The sequence below is a fragment of the Actinosynnema sp. NPDC004786 genome (assembly GCF_053601135.1).
The window spans coordinates 61020-77896 of record NZ_JBSGBG010000033.1 but is presented as its reverse complement, the minus strand read 5'-3'; the positions used below and the strand labels follow the sequence as shown (position 1 = coordinate 77896).

The 16877-nt window shown below is 76.0% G+C and carries 13 protein-coding genes; 3 read left to right on the top strand and 10 right to left on the bottom strand.

Translation table 11 applies throughout. From position 1 onward, the window contains the following. Window positions 1-58: 58 nt before the first annotated feature. The 5 genes from ACWEFJ_RS26360 to ACWEFJ_RS26340 form a co-directional block, all read right to left on the bottom strand. Window positions 59-2092: an eCIS core domain-containing protein gene (locus tag ACWEFJ_RS26360; protein ID WP_449715376.1), complete on the bottom strand. Its 2034-nt coding sequence runs from the start codon at window positions 2090-2092 to the stop codon at window positions 59-61. A gap of 25 nt (window positions 2093-2117) precedes the next feature. Next, window positions 2118-4220, bottom strand: a complete 2103-nt coding sequence (locus ACWEFJ_RS26355; RefSeq protein WP_449715375.1) for an AAA family ATPase — start codon at window positions 4218-4220, stop codon at window positions 2118-2120. Continuing rightward, window positions 4217-4903, bottom strand: coding sequence for a DUF4255 domain-containing protein (locus ACWEFJ_RS26350; protein WP_378088952.1), 687 nt, complete (start codon window positions 4901-4903; stop codon window positions 4217-4219). The genes ACWEFJ_RS26355 and ACWEFJ_RS26350 overlap by 4 nt, the downstream gene beginning before the upstream one ends. Before the next feature lie 22 nt (window positions 4904-4925). After that, a complete protein-coding gene (locus ACWEFJ_RS26345; protein ID WP_449715374.1) occupies window positions 4926-7979 on the bottom strand; it encodes a hypothetical protein in 3054 nt (1017 codons plus the stop codon). 130 nt (window positions 7980-8109) lie between these two features. Then, complete coding sequence (locus tag ACWEFJ_RS26340; RefSeq protein ID WP_378088947.1) at window positions 8110-8733, bottom strand: helix-turn-helix transcriptional regulator; 624 nt, start codon at window positions 8731-8733, stop codon at window positions 8110-8112. 169 nt (window positions 8734-8902) lie between these two features. Between ACWEFJ_RS26340 and ACWEFJ_RS26335 the strand changes: the two genes are divergently transcribed. Continuing rightward, window positions 8903-10195 (top strand): COG1470 family protein, encoded by a 1293-nt coding sequence (locus tag ACWEFJ_RS26335; RefSeq protein ID WP_378088945.1) that lies wholly within the window; start codon window positions 8903-8905, stop codon window positions 10193-10195. A 307-nt stretch (window positions 10196-10502) separates the two neighbouring features. Here ACWEFJ_RS26335 and ACWEFJ_RS26330 read toward each other — a convergent pair whose 3' ends face one another. Then, the gene (locus ACWEFJ_RS26330; protein ID WP_378088943.1) at window positions 10503-10709 is read right to left on the bottom strand and encodes a hypothetical protein; all 207 of its coding nucleotides are present in this window, start codon (window positions 10707-10709) and stop codon (window positions 10503-10505) included. Further along, entirely contained in the window at window positions 10706-11074 is a 369-nt protein-coding gene (locus ACWEFJ_RS26325; protein WP_449715373.1) for a hypothetical protein, read from the bottom strand. The genes ACWEFJ_RS26330 and ACWEFJ_RS26325 overlap by 4 nt, the downstream gene beginning before the upstream one ends. A 280-nt stretch (window positions 11075-11354) precedes the next feature. On the opposite strand from ACWEFJ_RS26325, the gene ACWEFJ_RS26320 reads away from it, so the two are divergent. Beyond that, a complete protein-coding gene (locus ACWEFJ_RS26320; RefSeq protein ID WP_449715372.1) occupies window positions 11355-13613 on the top strand; it encodes a BTAD domain-containing putative transcriptional regulator in 2259 nt (752 codons plus the stop codon). Here ACWEFJ_RS26320 and ACWEFJ_RS26315 read toward each other — a convergent pair. The 3 genes from ACWEFJ_RS26315 to ACWEFJ_RS26305 are packed head-to-tail and all read right to left on the bottom strand — an operon-like array spanning window position 13589 to window position 16342. Continuing rightward, window positions 13589-14239: a response regulator gene (locus ACWEFJ_RS26315; RefSeq protein ID WP_449715371.1), complete on the bottom strand. Its 651-nt coding sequence runs from the start codon at window positions 14237-14239 to the stop codon at window positions 13589-13591. The genes ACWEFJ_RS26320 and ACWEFJ_RS26315 overlap by 25 nt on opposite strands. Continuing rightward, window positions 14236-15360, bottom strand: a complete 1125-nt coding sequence (locus tag ACWEFJ_RS26310; RefSeq protein ID WP_449715370.1) for a sensor histidine kinase — start codon at window positions 15358-15360, stop codon at window positions 14236-14238. Before ACWEFJ_RS26310 ends, ACWEFJ_RS26315 begins: the two co-directional genes overlap by 4 nt. Before the next feature lie 55 nt (window positions 15361-15415). Further along, window positions 15416-16342 (bottom strand): quinone oxidoreductase family protein, encoded by a 927-nt coding sequence (locus tag ACWEFJ_RS26305; RefSeq protein ID WP_449715369.1) that lies wholly within the window; start codon window positions 16340-16342, stop codon window positions 15416-15418. A gap of 83 nt (window positions 16343-16425) precedes the next feature. Between ACWEFJ_RS26305 and ACWEFJ_RS26300 the strand changes: the two genes are divergently transcribed. Next, window positions 16426-16877 (top strand): MarR family winged helix-turn-helix transcriptional regulator (locus tag ACWEFJ_RS26300; protein ID WP_378088932.1); only part of this gene is annotated, 452 nt, incomplete at its 3' end.

The window sequence follows — 16877 nt, the reverse complement described above, 5'->3', positions numbered from 1 at the left end:
AGGATCTCCTGCCCGGTGCGTCGTGGTGGTCGGGGTGCGGTGCGGTCGTGGAGCGGGTCTACTGCTCCCCCGATCCGGATTCGGAGCCCGAGCCGGTGTCGAAGAACCCGCCGGCCTGGAGTTCGCGCACGAACCGCTTGATGGCCAGGTCGGTGTGGGTGGCGGCGTGCATGGCGCGCATGATCAGCGCGCGGCGCGCCTCCGGGGTGTCCGCCGCCTCGAAGTCGGCGGTGAAGGTCCGCAAGGTGGTCAGCAGTTGGCTCCGCTGCTGGAGGAACGCCGCGAGCCTCGGGTCGTCGCTCCCCTCCCACACTTCCTCCAGCTCGCCGAGCATCTGCTCCACGTCGTCGATGCGCGCGCGCACGCTGTCGCGGAGCGAGGCGTGCTCGGCGGCCACGTCGTCGTGGTCCAGCCCCTCGTACCGGTTGAGCGGGTCGTAGGGCACGTTGAAGTTCTGGGCCACGTCCATGACCTCGTGCAGCGTGTGCGGCGCGAGCGACGTGTGGTCGTAGTAGAGCCGCCAGAACGCGAAGATGCTGTGCGCCAACGCCGTCATCTCCCGCGTGGTGGCGTCGACCCAGCGGGCGAGGTTGAGCAGGTGGACCGTGGTGTTGGACGCGCCGGACCACACCGGGAGGTTGTGCCGCCGGGCGAACCTGGTGCTGCTCGCCTGCTCGTTGCGCGTGCCCTGGTCGGTCCGGCCCCGGTCCGGGGTGGTGCTGCGGACGCCGTCCCGGATGTCCTTGGTGCTGTAGGTCAGCTCCGGCTCCACGGCCGGCAGCATCCCGGTGCCCGCGCCGGTCGGGTTCCACGGCCGCTGGTCGCCGAAGTACTCCATCAGGTCGTGCAGCACCACGATCTTGTCCAGGAACGTGTAGCCCGTCGGCCGGAGCACGACGTCGAGGACGCCCTGGCTGATGTTGTGCAGGATCTGCGGGTCGGCCTGGCCGCCTCTCATCGTGAGGTAGTACTCGTACCAGCCGCGGGGCCGCTCGACCTGCGGCAGGTTAGGGTTCCCCCGCTGCGGGCCGAGCGTCGTGGTCTGCTGCAGCTCGCGCAGGATCTGGCGCTGCCTGGTCCGGACGTCCTCGTCGTCGCTGTCGGCCAGGCTGTCGATCATCTGCGCGACGCGGTACAGGACGCTGTTGAGCTGGAGTTCCACGTCGGGGTCGTCGGCGATCACGGCGGCGTACTCCTTCTCCGCGTGCCGCTCCGGTTTCGCGGCCACCCAGCCGTGCAGGCCCGCCTCCAGGTCCTCGATCCGGCTGTAGTTGCGCTGCTGCTGCTTGCGCCCCCAGGGCGAGTGGCCGGTGGGCGTGCCGGGCGTGTCCTCCACCCACTTCCAGAACTGCTCCTCCATGGCCTGCTGGTCCTCGGCGCTGCGGGCCTGGAACGCGGGCAGCGCCGCCACCCGGGTCCACACCCGCCGCGCCTGCGGGCTGTGGCCGGGCGACGCGGGCAGGGCGGTCCCGCCGATCGAGAGCACCCGCTGGACGGCGGTTCCGGGCCGACCGACCGGGCCGTGTCCGGTTGTGCCTTGTCCGGTCGGGGCGTGGCCGGGCGCGTGTCGGGTCGAGGCGTGGCCGGTCGGGGCGGCCGGGTGGTCGCCGCGCAGGACGCCGGCGGCGTTGGCGTCGGCCTGCCGCTCGTGCCGGTCCGACGGGTCGCTGACGCGCACCCCGTCGCCGCGGTCCGTGCCCTCGACCGCGCCCCGGCGCTGCTGGCGCACGTGGTCCAGCTCGTGCAGCCACGTGTGCAGGTCGTCGTTGCCGGGCGGCATCACCACGTGCTCGCCCGAGGTGTACGCCCGCGCGTCGAACTCCTCCGCCGACCGGGTCGCGGCGGCGTCCCGGTGCACCCGGACCCCGGAGAAGTCCTCGCCGTAGCCCGCCTCGGCGACGCGCCGCACGTCGGACGGCAACGACTCGCCCCGCCCGCCCAGCACGTCGTCCACGAGCCGGCTGGTCGCCGCGTTGCCCGCGGAGCGTTGCAGCTCCACCAGCCCGCCCGGGGTTCGTTCCCCCTCCTCAGGGTACCGCGCCACCACGGGCCGCGCGCCCTCGTCGGGCCGGTGATCATGGTCGTGCCTCATCGCCCACCTCCGCCGGGACGAACCGTCAACTCGACCGCGACAACCACGGCCCGAACTCGCTCTCCAGCACGAGCCGGCCGAGCTTGCGGTACTCCAGGTGCACCGACGTGACCACGTCGGCCATGGACACCGGCCGGTCGCCGGCGGCGGCCCGGTAGGCCGCGGTCACCGCGCACGCCCGGATCGACCCGCCGGCCAGCTCGAAGCGCTCCGCGCAGAACTCCAGGTCGAGGTCGTCGGCGCGGGGCAGCGCGAGGCCCAGGCAGCGGTCCCACAGCGCGAGGCGCTGCGCCGCGTCCGGCACCGGGAAGTCGGCGATCACGTCGATGCGGCGGGTGAACGCCTCGTCCACGTTGGACCTGAGGTTGGTGGTGAGCACGGCGATGCCGTCGAAGGACTCCATGCGCTGCAACAGGTACGCGGACTCGACGTTGGCGTACCGGTCGTGCGCGCTCTGCACCTCCGACCGCTTGCCGAACACCGCGTCGGCCTCGTCGAACAGCAGCACCCCGTGCACGCCGGCCGCCTCGGTGAAGATCCGCTCCAGGTTCTTCTCCGTCTCGCCGACGTACTTGTCGACCACCGTCGACAGGTCCACCACGTACAGGTCCATGCCGATCTCGGCGGCGACCACCTCGGCGGACATGGTCTTGCCGGTGCCCGACTCGCCCGCGAACAACGCCACCACCCCGCGCCCGCGGCCACCGCCGGGCCGCATCCGCCACTCGCCGAGCACCCGTTCGCGGTGCTTCGCGCGCACGACGAGTTCGGCGAGCTGACCGCGGGTCTGCTCGGGCAGCACCACGTCGTCCCAGCCGACGCCGGGCACGATCCGCCGGGCCAGGCGGTCCAGCCCGGCCCCGTTCTGCGCCCGCACCCCGGCCCGCACGTGCTCCAGCGCCACCGGTCGGCGTTCGACGGCGGCCAGCCGGGTGGCCACGACCACCGCCCGGTCCACCTCCTCGGCGCCGAGCCGGTAGCCCGCCAGGTCGGGCAGGAAGGCCGGTTCGCCGCCGAACGCGCGCGTCCACCACGCGGCCCGTTCCGCGGGCAGCGGTGACGGGACGGGCAGCGACAGCACGGGCCGCGTGGTCCACTTGGGGTCCCAGTGCTGCCGGCTGTGCAGCACGACCGGCACGTCGCCGGCGAGCGCGACCGCCTCGCGCACCACCCGCGTCCGCTCGGGCACCAGCGGGTCCAGCGGTCCGAGCACGACGCCCGCGCGGCGCAGGCGTGCTTCGCGGACGACCGCGGCCAGGTCGGGCCGCTCGTGGTCGGCCAACGCGATCACGTCGACCACCACCGTGCCCCTCCCGGCGGCGGCCAGTCCCGCCACGGCCGCGGCCCCCGCGGTGCCGCCGGTGTCGCGCAGGTGCACGGGACCGGCGCGCAGCCCGGTGGCGAGCCGCGCGGGCAGTTCGGCCGCCGGCGCGTCGCGGTGGGGCACGATCCGGACCAGCGCGGTCACGGCCGGGTCGGGGGTGTCGTCGCCGAGCAGGTGCGCCACCACCCGGTCGGGCACGCGGAGCGACCGGCCCAGCGCGGGTTCGGCCGGGTCGCGCACCTCGACCAGGCCGCCCGCGACCAGGGGCGCGGTGGCGCTCAGCCGGAACCGGCCCGGTCCGGCGGCGGGCGCGCCGCACAGCCGCAGGGCGAGGCCGACCGTCGCCCGGCGGCGGGTGACGTCGTCGTTGAGGTAGGCGTAGAGCAGTTCGAAGCGGGCGTCCACGTCGGGGGCCAGCGCCACCAGCAGGAGTTCGACGTCCAGCGGGTCGAGGGCGAAGTCCTCGGCCAGCGCGGCGAGGCGGGGGCCGGGTGGCGGGACGTCGGCGGCGAACGCGTCCAGGTCGAGGTCGTCGCGCGGCGGGAAGAGCGGCCGACGCGGCCCGTCGAGGACCCGGCGCACGGCGTCGGGGGTGAGGTAGAGGCCGCGGTAGGGGTCGCGGTGGTGCTCGGGGTCGGCGGCGGCCGCCTCGGCCACCGCCTGCCGAACCCGCCACTCGACCGCGCCCAGCCGCGCCCAGAGGTAGAGCAGGTCCGCTTCGCGGGCGGAACCGGCCGGCGCGGCGTGGCCGTCGAGCACCGGCCCCGGGTCAACGGTCGGTTCGCCGGTCATCGTCTCCGTCATCGGATCGCTCCCCCGCGACGCCGCCTCGGACCGGGCACGGGCCGTGGCCTGGTCGCCGCGAAACCGTCGCCCTCCGCGGTCGTCGGCCCCTCGTAGCGCAGACGCCGTGAGCGCTCGCCCGCCTGCGCCGCCTCCAGCACGACGCCCTCCGTCACCGGCGGACCGGCCTGGGTCCACTCGCCGGCCAGCGGCGCGATCACCTTCAGGTCGATGGACGGCTTCAGCTCGCCCCCCAGCGCCGACCACATCTCCGAGGTCGCCCGCCCGTCCGGCGGCTGGGCCGAGTTCAGGACCACGCCCAGCCCCAGCTCCGCCAGCGTCCCGGTCAGCCACTCGTTCGCCATCCGCTCGGTGCGCACCAGGACCGCCAGCACCTCCGACAGCAACCGGTGCTCGTCCTGCGGCCGGTTGGTCCACGCCGTCACGAGGTACGCCAGCTCGAACCACCGCGCCGGGCCGCGCCAGCCGACCAGCACGCCGTCGTCGTCGTGGACCTCCATGCCGCCCGCGTGCCGGCGCGCCACGTCCTCGCGGATGTCGTGCAGGAACACGTTGACCGTGGGGGCGTTGCGGCGCGCGGACCAGTCCTTGGTCGGGGCGTCGAACGACAGCTCGCCCCCGCCGCCGGGCACCCCGGCGGCGGTCAGCATCCGCCGGATCGCCTCGTCCACCTCGTGGATCACGAACGCCTCCTCGTCGTCGGGGTCACCGGCGCGCCACCATGTCCGGCGGCCCGATGGACGCGGCCACCACCAGGAACGGCGTGCCGACCGGGCGGAAACCGGGTCCGGTCGCGGTGATCGTGCGGGGTCCGGTCTGGTCCTTGGCCAGGATCAGCAGCTGGGCGGTGAACCGGCCGTCCGGGCGCGGCACCGTCGGCGCGGCGGCCGCGGTGATGCCGGGCGACCACGTGAGCGCCACCGGAGCGCCCGGCGGGAAGTCCTCGCCGCGCACCGAGGTCACGAACCCCGGCTCGCCGATCGGCGGCACGGCCACGATCCTCGGCAGCAGCACGGTCATCGGCGCGACGGCGGTGTTGTCGGCCGGGTCGGCGTCGGTGCCGGTGGTGCGCAGCACGCCGCGCACCTCGGTCCGCACCGGGGCGTCCGGCGCGAGCACGATCTGCACCACCTGCGCCGCGCCGACGGGCAGGTCGGGCAGCACGCAGCTGGTCGGCGCGCACCCCGGCGGCAGGCTCGCCACCGGCACCCGCGCGGGCAGCGCGAAGTCGAGCCGCAGGCCGGTCGCCAGCGCTCCGCCGCCGTTGCGCACGGTGAAGCCCACCACCGCCCGACCGCCCACATAGGACGGTTGGGGTTGCACCACGACGGCCAGCGCGGGCCCGGCCGGCGGCGCGGGCGGTGGCGGCGGCAACGCGGTGGTGGTCGTGGTGGTCGGCGGCACGGTCGTGGGAGTCGGTTGCTCGTCCACGGTCAGCACGGTGTCGTCCGCGTTGTCCGTCGGCAGCGCGTCGAGCACCGAACCGGTGACCGACCAGTCCAGCCGGTGCTCGCCCGGCACCACGCCGACCACGTCCGCCACCACCTCGACCGACGCGCCGGGCCCCACCACGCCGAGGTCGCAGCGCAGCTCCTCCGCCACGCACGTGCCACTCGACGCGCGCAGCCCGCCCAGGCGCACCCCGCCGGGCACGGCCACGGTCAGCGCGGTGCCCGGTGAGGCCGCCGGGCCCCGGTTGCGCACCGCCACGGTGACCGGCGTGGTCTCGCCCACGTCCACCGACGCGGCGGGCGGCGCGTCCACCGCGAGGTCCACCGACTGCTGCCAGGCGGGCTCCTTCTGCCTGCCGGGCAGGCGGGTGGCGATCCGCTCCAGCGCCCCGGTGCCGGGGTCGAGCACGGCCAGCTCCTCCGGCGAGCGGGCGTCGCCGGCCCGCCGGGTGGTCAGCACGATCCGGCCGTCCGGCGCGTACGCGGCGTCACGCGGCTGGAACGGCCCGGCCGGGTTGGCCACGGGCCCGGCGCACGTGCCGCCGCCCAGCAGCACCTCGCAGCGGCCCGGGTCGTCCAGCGGCACCCGCAGCAGGCCGTCGGACTCGCGGTTGAACACCAGCTCGCGCCCGTCCGGGCTGAACGCCGAGCTGTCGTCGGTGACCGCGCAGTCGCCACCGCACGCCAACGCGCTCAGGTCGCGCTGCCGGTCCAGCGCGCCGGCCCGCGCCGTCCAGATGTGGTTGTCGCGCACCTCGCCGGTCGGCCCGTCGCTGATGACGCCGCGGGTGAACGCGATCGTGGTCCCGTCGGGCGACCACGCGGGCTGCGTGTCCTCCTGGTCGGCGACCTCGGGCGGCGGCCGCAGCACACCGGCCACTGTCCCCGTGTCGGCCTCCACGACCACGATCCGGCTCGCCGAGCCGTCGGGCCGCACACCGCCGGGCGAGCGCCGCGCGAACGCGATGAACCGGCCGTCGGGCGAGAAGGTGGCGTCGAACTCCCAGTCCGCGGGCTGCCGGTCGGCCACGGGCACCCGGCGCGGGTTGCCGCCGTCGGCGTCCACCAACCACAGCCGCTGCACCCGCCGCCCACCCTCGTCCTCGAACCGGCTGAGCAGGATCCGCCGCCCGTCCGGCGAGTACGACTGGCGGGTCGCCCACGTGTCGAACCCGGCCCTGGGCCGGAACAGCAGGTTGGGGTCGTCGACCGCCTCGGGGTCCTCGCGCAGCACGGTCACGCCCAGGTCGCGCGGGTCGGACCCGTCCGGGCGGATGTCCTGGAGCGTGGCGGTGAACCAGGTCGGGGCGCTGGTGCGGGACACCAGCAGCCGCGGCCCCGAGCCGTCGTCCTGCCAGCTCGGCGAGCTGAGCTGCCGGTTCTCGCCCAGCAGCACGTCGGGCGGCGCGGTGAGCGGCAGTCCGGGCGCGGTGTCGGCCCGGTAGACCTTGACCGCGGCGGGGTCGGCCGTGCAGGAGCAGGTCTGGTCGAGGCTCAGGAACAGCAGGCGCGTCCCGTCGGGCAGCCAGGCGGGCCAGTGGCCCCGCCACGCGGCCTGGTCGCCGCCCAGCAGCGGGGTGCCGACCCCGGTCCCGCTCAGCACCCGCACCCGCGGCACCCCGTCGACCCGCAGCGTGTAGGCGATGCGGCCGTCCACGGGGTTCCACGCGGGCTCGTCGGCGTCGCCGACCGGCTCGTCGGTCACCCGGGTCTCCGGACCGCCCGCCACCGGCCGCCGGTAGATCTCCCGACCGCCGTCGCGGTCGCCCGAGTAGGCGACCTGGGAGCCGTCCGGGGAGAACGTCGGCCACGACTCGTCGGCGTCGGTGTCGGTGAGCCGCCGCGGCTCGCCGCCGGCCGCGCCGACCAGCCACAGGTCGCCGCGCGAGGCGAACACGACGGTGCGCAGGTCGGGCGAGAGCTGCGGGTTGGCGGCGTCGTGGCCCTCGGTCAGCTTGCGCACGCCGCCGTCCGCGCCCCGCACGTACACCTGGGGCCGGGGTTCGTCGCGCAGGCTGGTGAACACCAGCAGGCCGCCGCGGGCCGACACGTGGTCGTCGTGGTGGGCCGGCCCGTCGCCCATCACCGGCGTGGTCGGGTCGAGCCGGTCCGGCTGCGGGTCGACCGCGTAGCCGAGGCTGCGGTGCCCGGTGCCCGCGTAGGCGATGCGACCGGGCGACGGCGGCCCGCCCGGCTGGCCGGACGCCTCGGGCGGGTCGGTGACGCCACGCACCACCGCGATCACCCCGCACGCCACCACGACCGCCGCGAGGGCGGCGAGGGTGCGGGTACGCGCCCTTCTGGACAAGGTTCCACCTCCGGTCACGGGCCTGTCGCAGGCGATCGTCGCCGCGGGCGGCGTGCGCCCGACAGGTCCGGTGGGGCACGTCCGGGGAAGACCCCGGGGGCTGTTCGGGCAACGGTCGGGGCACGGCGGGTCAGATCAGGCCGTGGCGCATCACGTAGCCCACGGCGTGGGCCCGGTTGCGCAACTGGAGCCGGGTGGTGACCTCGTGCAGCACGTTCTTCACCGTGCGCTCGGAGAACGACATCCGGGTCGCGATCTCCGCGGTGTCGTACCCCTCCGACACGAGCCGCAGCATGTCCGCCTCACGAGTGGTCAAAGTGGACAGCGTCGGCCCGTTCGGGTCGAGCACGCCGCGCTGCAACCGGCCCACGTGGTCCAGCAGCCGGCCGAGCAGGTCGCCGGGCAGCACCGCTTCGCCCTTGGCGAGCGCGACCGCGGTGGCCACCAACCGGTCCTGGTCGGCCTCGACGCGGCGGACCACCGCCGCCACGCCGCAGTCGATGACGGTCTGCAGCGCGTCCTGGTCGAAGCGGCCGACCACGACCCCGGTGCGCGTGCCGGACGAGCGCCGCAGCCGCCGCAGCAGGAACGCCGCCGCGTCGTCCACCTCGTCCACCACGACCAGCGACACCTGCGCGCGGTCGTGCTCGCGCGGGTCGAGCACCTCGACCTCGGGTCGCGGGCGCAGTTGGTGCGTGACACCCGTGCGCAGCACCGGGTCCTCGGCGTACACCGCGACCGGGATCCTCGTCATGACCGCCTCCCTGGCGAGAACGGGACCGCGCCGGCGGTCCCCGTGCCGCCATCCTGCGCACCGGGGCCGGGGCCGCGGGAGGTCCGGGGGCAGCCGGTGCACTTGTTTGCCCCCGGTGTGCCCTTTTCTCCCTGCCGCAAGGGGTTCCGGCCTGCCTACCGTTCGACCGGTGACCACAACGACCGAATTCGGTCTCCCGACCGTGGTTGTCACGCCCGGTTCGGAGGCGAGCACGAAGCTGACGGTGCGCAACGACAGCGACATAGTCGAGGCGTACGAGTTCGAGGTGGTGGGCGAGTGCGCACCGTGGACCTCGGTCGAGCCCGCGCGGCTCTCGCTGTACCCCGGCACGTCCGAGCAGGTGACCGTGGTGCTGCGGCCGCCGCGGTCGCCGGAGGTGCGGGCGGGCGAGGTGCCGCTGGGCGTGCGCGTCCTGCCGGCGGAGCGGCCGGACACGGCGGTGGTCTCCGAGACCACGGTCGTCGTCGAGCCGTTCCTCCAGCAGCACGCCGAGTTGGTGCCCGAACGCCGCCGGGCCTGGCGCAGCGCGCGGTTCCACGTCGAGGTGCGCAACGACGGCAACACCCCGATCGCGGTGGGGCTGGTCGCGGCCGAGGCCGACGACCGGCTGCGCGTCACGGTGCCCGAGCGGCCCGCGATCGCCGGGCCGGGGGTGCGGGTGGAGCTGCCGGTGCGGGTGCGCGTCGGCAAGGTGCTGTGGTTCGGCGCGCCGGTGTCCTGGCCGGTGCGGGTGACCGCGACCTCAGCCGACGCCGCCGCCGCGTCCGCCGAGACCGCGCACGCCGAGGAGTTGGAGGGCGAGCTGCTCCAACTCCCGGTGTTCCCCAAGTGGCTGCTGGCGTTGCTGGCGCTGCTGCTGGCCCTGGTGCTGGCGTGGCTGATGCTGGTGCGGCCGGCCGTGCAGAGCGCGGCGCGCGAGGCCGCCGACGACCGGGCCGAGGAGCTGGTGGAGGTCGGCGAGCAGCAGGCCGCCGCCTCACAGACCCAGCCGCGGCAGCAACCGGGCGGCGAGCAGACGCCGGGCGGTCAGCAGCAGGGGCAGCCCGGGCAGCCGGGCCAGGGCAACGCCACGGGCGGCGGCCAGCAGAGCTCCGGCACCATCGAGGTCCGCACGAACACCGGCGACCAGGGCACCGGCAGCTACGTCGTGCCCGCCGGGAAGGTCTTCCGCGTCACCGACCTCGTGCTGGCCAACCACCAGGGCGACGAGGGCGTGCTGACCATCGTCTTCGGCGAGCGCACGGTGACCACGATCGCGCTGGAGACGTTCCGCAACCAGGACTACCACTGGGTGACGCCGATCGACGTGCCGGAGAACAGCGCGGTGAGCGCGACCGTCACGTGCGCCCGGCCGGGCACCCCGGCCGGCGGGCGGCAGGCCCCGAACTGCCTGCAACTGCTCAACGTCAGCGGCACGCTCGCGGACCTGCCGCGGGGGTGAAGGGGGACGGGCCCGAGGTGGTCCGGGTCCGCGTCGGGGTCGGGTCGGGGTGCTCCCCGGCCCGGCCCCGACGAGTGCGCGAAGGCGCGGTCCGCCGGCACGACGCGAGTGGTTGCCGCACATGCCGGGGCTGCCGGGTGCGTGACGAGCCGTCTTCGGCGGGGTGGCAAGCCTTCCCGAGGGCGGCCGTGGGAGGACAGGGGTTCGCCGCGCACGGCTCAGGCTCGCCATCCACATGGCCGAGAAGGCGTTTATCTACGTCCTGGGCGAGCCCACCACCGGGTCGTCCGGTGGCGCGGCACGGCGATCAGTCGCGGCGGCGGTTCCACTCGTCCAGCAGCGTGTCGATCCACGCGCCGAGCAGGTTCGCCACGTCGCGGTCGCCCCGCAGCAGGTGGTGGCGCAGCTCGGCGGCCGCGGCCGCGAGTTCGGCGCACAGGTCCAGCCGGGACAGCTCGACCCGGCCACCGTCCGGCTCCGACCGCGCGGGCTCGGGCGGTCCCGGGACGGTCACCGCGGCCGCCCGGCGTTGCGCCCCGCGATCCGCAGGGCCTCGATGTACTTGGGCAGCTCGACCAGCGCCCGTTCCCAGCTGTCGGAGTTGAGCTGCCCGGCGAACACCGCGTCGACCACGAGCCGGTCCACGTCGGGAGCCACGTCGTCCCCGGACGCGTCGCGCAGCCTGCGCGACAGCTCCAGCCTGCGCAGCCGCGACCGGACCTCGTCCAGCGTCCGCTCCAGCTCGCCGATCACGCGCTGCGCCTGCGCGGGTTCCAGCACCAGCCACCCGCGGCGGGCGAGCTGGAGGAACAGGTCGCCGGCGAACCGCTCGGGCGGGGAGGCGCGACCCGGGCCACCCGTCTCGCCATCGGACCGCACGTCCATCGCACCCTCCGCGCGGGAACCGGTCACCGTCGCGACCCGGCCCCCAGGTTCGCCCCGTACCGGGGATGTGCACCGACCCCACCACACGCCGCGCGCCGAGGAGAAGACCGGGCGGCCCGTTCTGCCCGTCCTTACCCCCGGTTCTGCCTCGCCCGACCGGGCGATCGGGTGCGGCCCTGCGCCGGCCGGGTGAACGCGGCGCGAGAGGTGAACCGGATCCGCGGGAGTCCCGTGCACCCGTCTGACGAGCGGATCACGGGATCGGGGGATCGGGATGTCGACCAGTTCCGGAGACGGGGTGCGGGTGAGCGTGCTGGGCCCGGTGCGGGCCTGGCTCGGCGGGGAGGAGCGCCCGTTGGGGCCCGCCCGGCAGCGGGCGGTGCTGGGCCTGCTGACGGCGCGGGCGAACCGGCTGGTCTCCCGGGACGAGCTGGTCGACGGCCTGTGGGGCGACGCGCCGCCCGCCAGCGCGGTCGGCAGCCTGCACACCTACGTGTCCGGGCTGCGCCGGGCGCTCGGACCGGCGCGTGACGTGCTGGTGTCGCAGACGTCGGGCTACTCGCTGCGCCTGGCGGTCGGCGCGGTGGACGCGGAGGTGTTCGCGCGGGCCAGGTCCGACGCCCGGCTGCGCCTGGACGCGGGCGACCACCGCGCCGCCCGCGCCGCGCTGGAGGACGCGCTCGGCCTGTGGCACGGCGAGGCGTACTCCGGCGTGCCGGGGCCGTTCGCCGAGGTCGAGCGGCGGAGGTTGGAGGAGCTGCGGCTGAGCGCCGTGGAGCTGAAGGCCCGTGCGGCGCTGGAGCTGGGCGCGCACCGGGAGGTGGTGGCCGAGCTGGGCGGCTTGGTGGGCGAGCACCCGCAGCGCGAGTCGCTGTGGGAGGTGCTGATGGTGGCGCTGGACCGCTCCGGGCGGCAGGCCGAGGCGCTGGAGGCGTTCCGCGAGGCGCGCCGGGCGCTGGTGGACGGGCAGGGGGTCGAGCCGGGGCGCGTGCTGCGGGACCTGCACCAGCGGATCGTCACCGGCACACCGGAACACCGCCGCCTGCTCACCGTGCCGCCGCACGTGGCCGAGGCGGCGCGCACCCCTGGAACGGCCCGGGACGCCGGAGCGGGAGGCATGGCCGGGCTCGCCGGCGAAGTCGGAGCAGTGGACGTGGCCGGGGCGGCCCGGGAGACCGGAGCGGCGAGCGTGGGCGTGCCGGACGGCGAAGCGGAGCGGGTCTGCGAGGCGGGGGCGGCGGGTGGCGGTGGCGGGGCGGACGGGTTCGTCGGCCGGCGGGACGAGATCGCGCTGCTGCGCGGCCTGGTCGCGGACGTGGCGGCCGGGCGCGGCGCGGCGGTGTGGGTCGAGGGCGAGGCGGGCATCGGCAAGTCCGCGCTGCTGACCGCCGCACTGGCGGACGCGGCGCGGCGTGGCTGCCAGGTCGGCTGGGCGGTCGCCGACGAGTCCGGCAGGCGGTTCCCGCTCCAGGCCGTCCACGACTGCCTCGACCTGCGCCCGGACGGGCGGCCGTGCCACGTCCCGGACCACCGGAACCCGACCCGTCACGCCCCGGCCCGCCACGACCCGGCCCGCCACGACCCGGCCCACCAAGACCGCACCCGCCAGGACCCGCTCCCGGCCGCGGTCGACCGGTTGCTCGGCCTGGTGGACCGGATCTGCGCCGACGGCCCGCTGCTGCTCGTGCTCGACGACCTGCACCGGGCGGACGACGCCGGCCTGCTGATGTGGTACCGGCTGCTCGACGCCACGCGCCGGTTGCCGCTGCTGCTGGTCGCCGCGTCCCGCCCCGATCCCGCCCGCCGGGAGCTGACCGGCCTGCGGCGCGGCGTCGAGGCGCGGCACGGGCACGTGCTCGCCCTGGGACCGCTGGCGGCCCGGGACACCGAGGAGCTGGTCGGGCGGGTGGTCGGCGGGCGGCCCGGCGAGGTGCTGCGCGAGGTGGCCCGCCGCACCGCGGGCCACCCGCTCTACGCGCACGAGGTCGCGCACGCCCTGGTGCGCGACGGGGCCGTGCGCGTGGTGGACGGCGTGGCCGTGGTGGACCGGGCCGCCGTCGACCGGGCGCCGTCGTTGCCGGGCGTGGTGGACCGCGCGCTGGACTCGGTGTCGCCCGCCACGCGGGAGGTGCTGCGGTCGGCCGCGCTGCTGGGGGTGGCGTTCCGGGTGGACGCGCTGTGCGCGGTCACCGGGCGCTCCGCGCCGGACCTGGTGGGCGTGCTGGAGGAGGCGGTGCGCGCCTCGGTGCTGGTCGAGGCGGGCGACGAGCTGGCGTTCCGCCACCCGTACCTGCGGGAGGCGCTGTACCGGGGCTTCGCCCGGCCGCTCCGGGTGGCGCTGCGCCGGCACGTCGCGGAGGTCGCGGCCCCGGCGCGCAAGAACCCCTACCGCCCCGGGTCGGGCACGTGGCGGCGCGAGGGCGAGGAGGTCCGCGACGACCCCGCGCGCGTCTTCGGCGCGGTGCCCGGTCGGGCGGCGTCCGCCGGGCGCGACCCGACCCGGGCCGGTCAGCTGACCAGGCCGTGCCGGTAGGCGTAGACGACGGCCTGGACGCGGTCGCGGAGGCCGAGCTTCGCGAGGATGCGCGACACGAACGTCTTCACCGTCTCCGGGCTGAGCACCAGCGCCGCGGCGATCTCGCGGTTGGACAGGCCGTCCGCGACGAGGTGCAGCACCTCCAGCTCGCGCGGCGTCAGCGGGGTGCCGTTCGGGTCCGGCGCGGCGGGCCGGATGCGCGTGGCGAACCGGCCGACGAGTTCCCGGGTCACCTCGGGGTCGAGCAGCGCCGCGCCGGACGCCACCGTGCGGATCCCGTGCAGCAGCCGGTCCGGCGGCGCGTCCTTGAGCAGGAACCCGCTCGCCCCGGCCCGCAACGCCTCGTACACGTACTCGTCCAGGTTGAACGTGGTCACCACGAGCACCTTGACCGGCCGCCGCACGTCCGCGCCCGCGAGCAGGCGGGTGGCCGCGATGCCGTCGAGCACCGGCATGCGGACGTCCATCACGACGACGTCGGGCTCCAGCCGCCGGGCGAGGTCGACCGCGGCCTGCCCGTCACCGCACTCGCCGGCCACCTCCAGGTCGGGCTGGGCGTCGATGATCGTCACGAGCCCGGTGCGCACCAGCACCTGGTCGTCGCAGACCAGCACGCGGATCACGGCACGCCCTCCGGCACGCGGGCGCGCACGTGGAAGGCGCCGTCCGGGTCGTGGCCCGCGCTGAACTCGCCGCCCAAGCCGTCGATCCGCTCCCGGAGCCCGGCGAGGCCGTGCCCGCCGCCGGGCGGGACGGCCGGCGCGGCGGCGCCGCCGTCCGTGCTGACCCGCACGGTGACGTCCCGCTCGCCGTGGCTCACGTGCACCGAGGTGCGGCTGCCGCGAGCGTGCTTGAGGGCGTTGGTCAGCGCCTCCTGCACCACCCGGTACACGACCGGACCCGCGCTGCCGCCGGGGTTGGCCGTGCCGTCCTCGGTGAACTCGACCGGCTGGCCGGCGCGGCGGGTCCGCTCCACCAGCGGGCGCAGGCCGACGGCGGACGGGGTCGCGGGGTTCAGCACGTCGAGCAGGTGCCGCAGGTCGCTGAGCGCCTGCCGCCCGGTGTCGGCGACGGCGGTCAGCGACTCGTCCAGCCGCTCGGGTCTCGCGGACAGGTACCGGGCGGCCTCCGCCTGCACGACCATCGCGGTCACGTGGTGGGTCACGACGTCGTGCAGCTCGCGGGCGACGCGGGCGCGTTCGGCGGCGCGGGTGTCCTCGGCGACCCGGCGGCGGCGTTCGGCCTCCGCGATCCTGGAGGCGCGCAGCCACGAGCCGAGGGTCGCCAACAGCACCAGCGCGCCGTAGAACGTCACCACCTCGACCAGCGGCTCCCCCGCGCCCCGCAACGGGAACAGGCACGCGAAGCCCGCGTACGCCAGCGAGAACACCAGCGCCGCCGCGCCCCGCCGCCGTTCCAGCCGCGAGGCCGCGGTCACCACCGCGATCACCAGCGCCGTGCCCGCGAACGTGTGGTAGCCGCGGAGCTGGTCGAGCGCGAAACCCAGCGACACCACGGCGAGGCACGCGACGGGCCACCGGCGGCACGCGAGCAGAGGGGCGCACTGCAACGCGATGGCGACGATGGCGAGCGCGTCGAACGGGCGGGCGGGCACGCCGCCGAAGTGCGTGCCGTGGTTGTGCAGCGCGGGCACGAGCGACCCGACGAAGAGCGACACCCCCGCCACCGGGTACCACAGCGCGTGCCGGCGCCACAGCGCCGGAACCCCCCGAAGTCCGATCACCGGGCGGATCCTAGCGATGGCTCGCCGGGGCGGCGGCCGCTCGCCCCCCGGGACGTCACGGGACGTAGACGACGCGGTCGTCCGTCTCCGCGTCCCACGTCTCGGCGACCCGGGAGAGGGGCACGGCCCGCGCCCGCACGTCGATCGCGCCGCGGTGCACCGCCAGGGCCAGTTCCGGCAGCTCGACGAGGAAGTCGCGGGCCGGCACCGAGCCGATGCCGCTGCCGAGGAGCCGGAGGCGGGACGCGCGCAGCACGGCGGCGGGCACGGGGCTCGTCTCGCCGGCGACGGACCCGATCTGGACCCACTCCAGCGGTGCGCCGCGGTCGCGCCGGGCGGTGACCACCGCGGTCATCACGCGGGCGGACGCCTCGCCCCACACGTAGTCGAGGACCACGTCGACGTCGGCGACGCGGGCGGCGCGGTCGAACGTCACCGCCTCGTCCGCGCCCAGGTCGACCAGCGGGGCGAGGCGGGTGGCGTCCCGGCCGGCGGCGATCACCCGCGCGGCCCCGAACCGCCTGGCGATCTGCACCGCCATGCGCCCGGCGCTGCCGGTCGCCCCCAGGACGAGGACGCTCTGCCCCTCCCGGAACGCGATGCGGCGGCGCAGCGCGACCCAGGACGACATCGCCGGGTTCATCGCGGCGGCGATGAGCACCGGGTCGACGTCGGCGGGCAGCGCCACGCTGCGGCGGGGGTCGATCACGGTCCGCTCGGCGAACGTGCCCAGCGCCGTGTCCTCCAGCACCGCGTACCGGAGGTTGCCGTCCCCGTCGCGCACGACGCCGTCCACGCCGGGGACCAGCGGGAACGTGCCGGCGCCGCTGTAGTGCGTGCCGTTGGCCCGCGCCCGGACCAGGCGGTGCAGCCCGGCCGCCAGCACCTCCACCACCAGCCCGTGCCCGCCGTCGGCGACGGGGTCGGGGTGCTCGCGGTAGCGGGGCGGGGCGTCGGGGCCGGTGACGACGGCGGCGTGCATGGCGTCTCCTCGCGAAGTGGTTTGTAATACCAACTATCCGCAGTGTGGTTGGTACTACAAACCATGTCAAGTAGGATCACGCCGTGGCCGCGCCCGACGACGACCTCGAAGACGCCCTGGTCCGGATCTCGTTCCGGGTGATGGCCGTGCTCACCCGCATCGGCGCCGAGCACGACCTGTCGCTGACCCAGCTGCGGCTGCTCGGCCTGCTGCGCGACCGCCGTCCCCGCATGACGGACCTCGCCGCGTTCCTGGGGCTCGACAAGTCCACGATGTCCGGCCTGGTCGAGCGGGCCGAGCGGCGGGGTCTCGTCACCCGGCGGAAGTCACCGCTGGACCGCCGCGCGACCGACGTCGCCCTCACCCCGGAGGGCAGGGCGCTCACGGAACGGGTCGAGGAGCAGGTCCGCACGACCCTCGCGCCGTTCACGGACCGCCTCGACGGGGACGACCGCGGCCAACTCGTGCGCCTGCTCGACGCCCTGTCCGGCAGGCGTGCGGAGGACGGCGGGGAACCGGGGTTGGCCGACGCCCC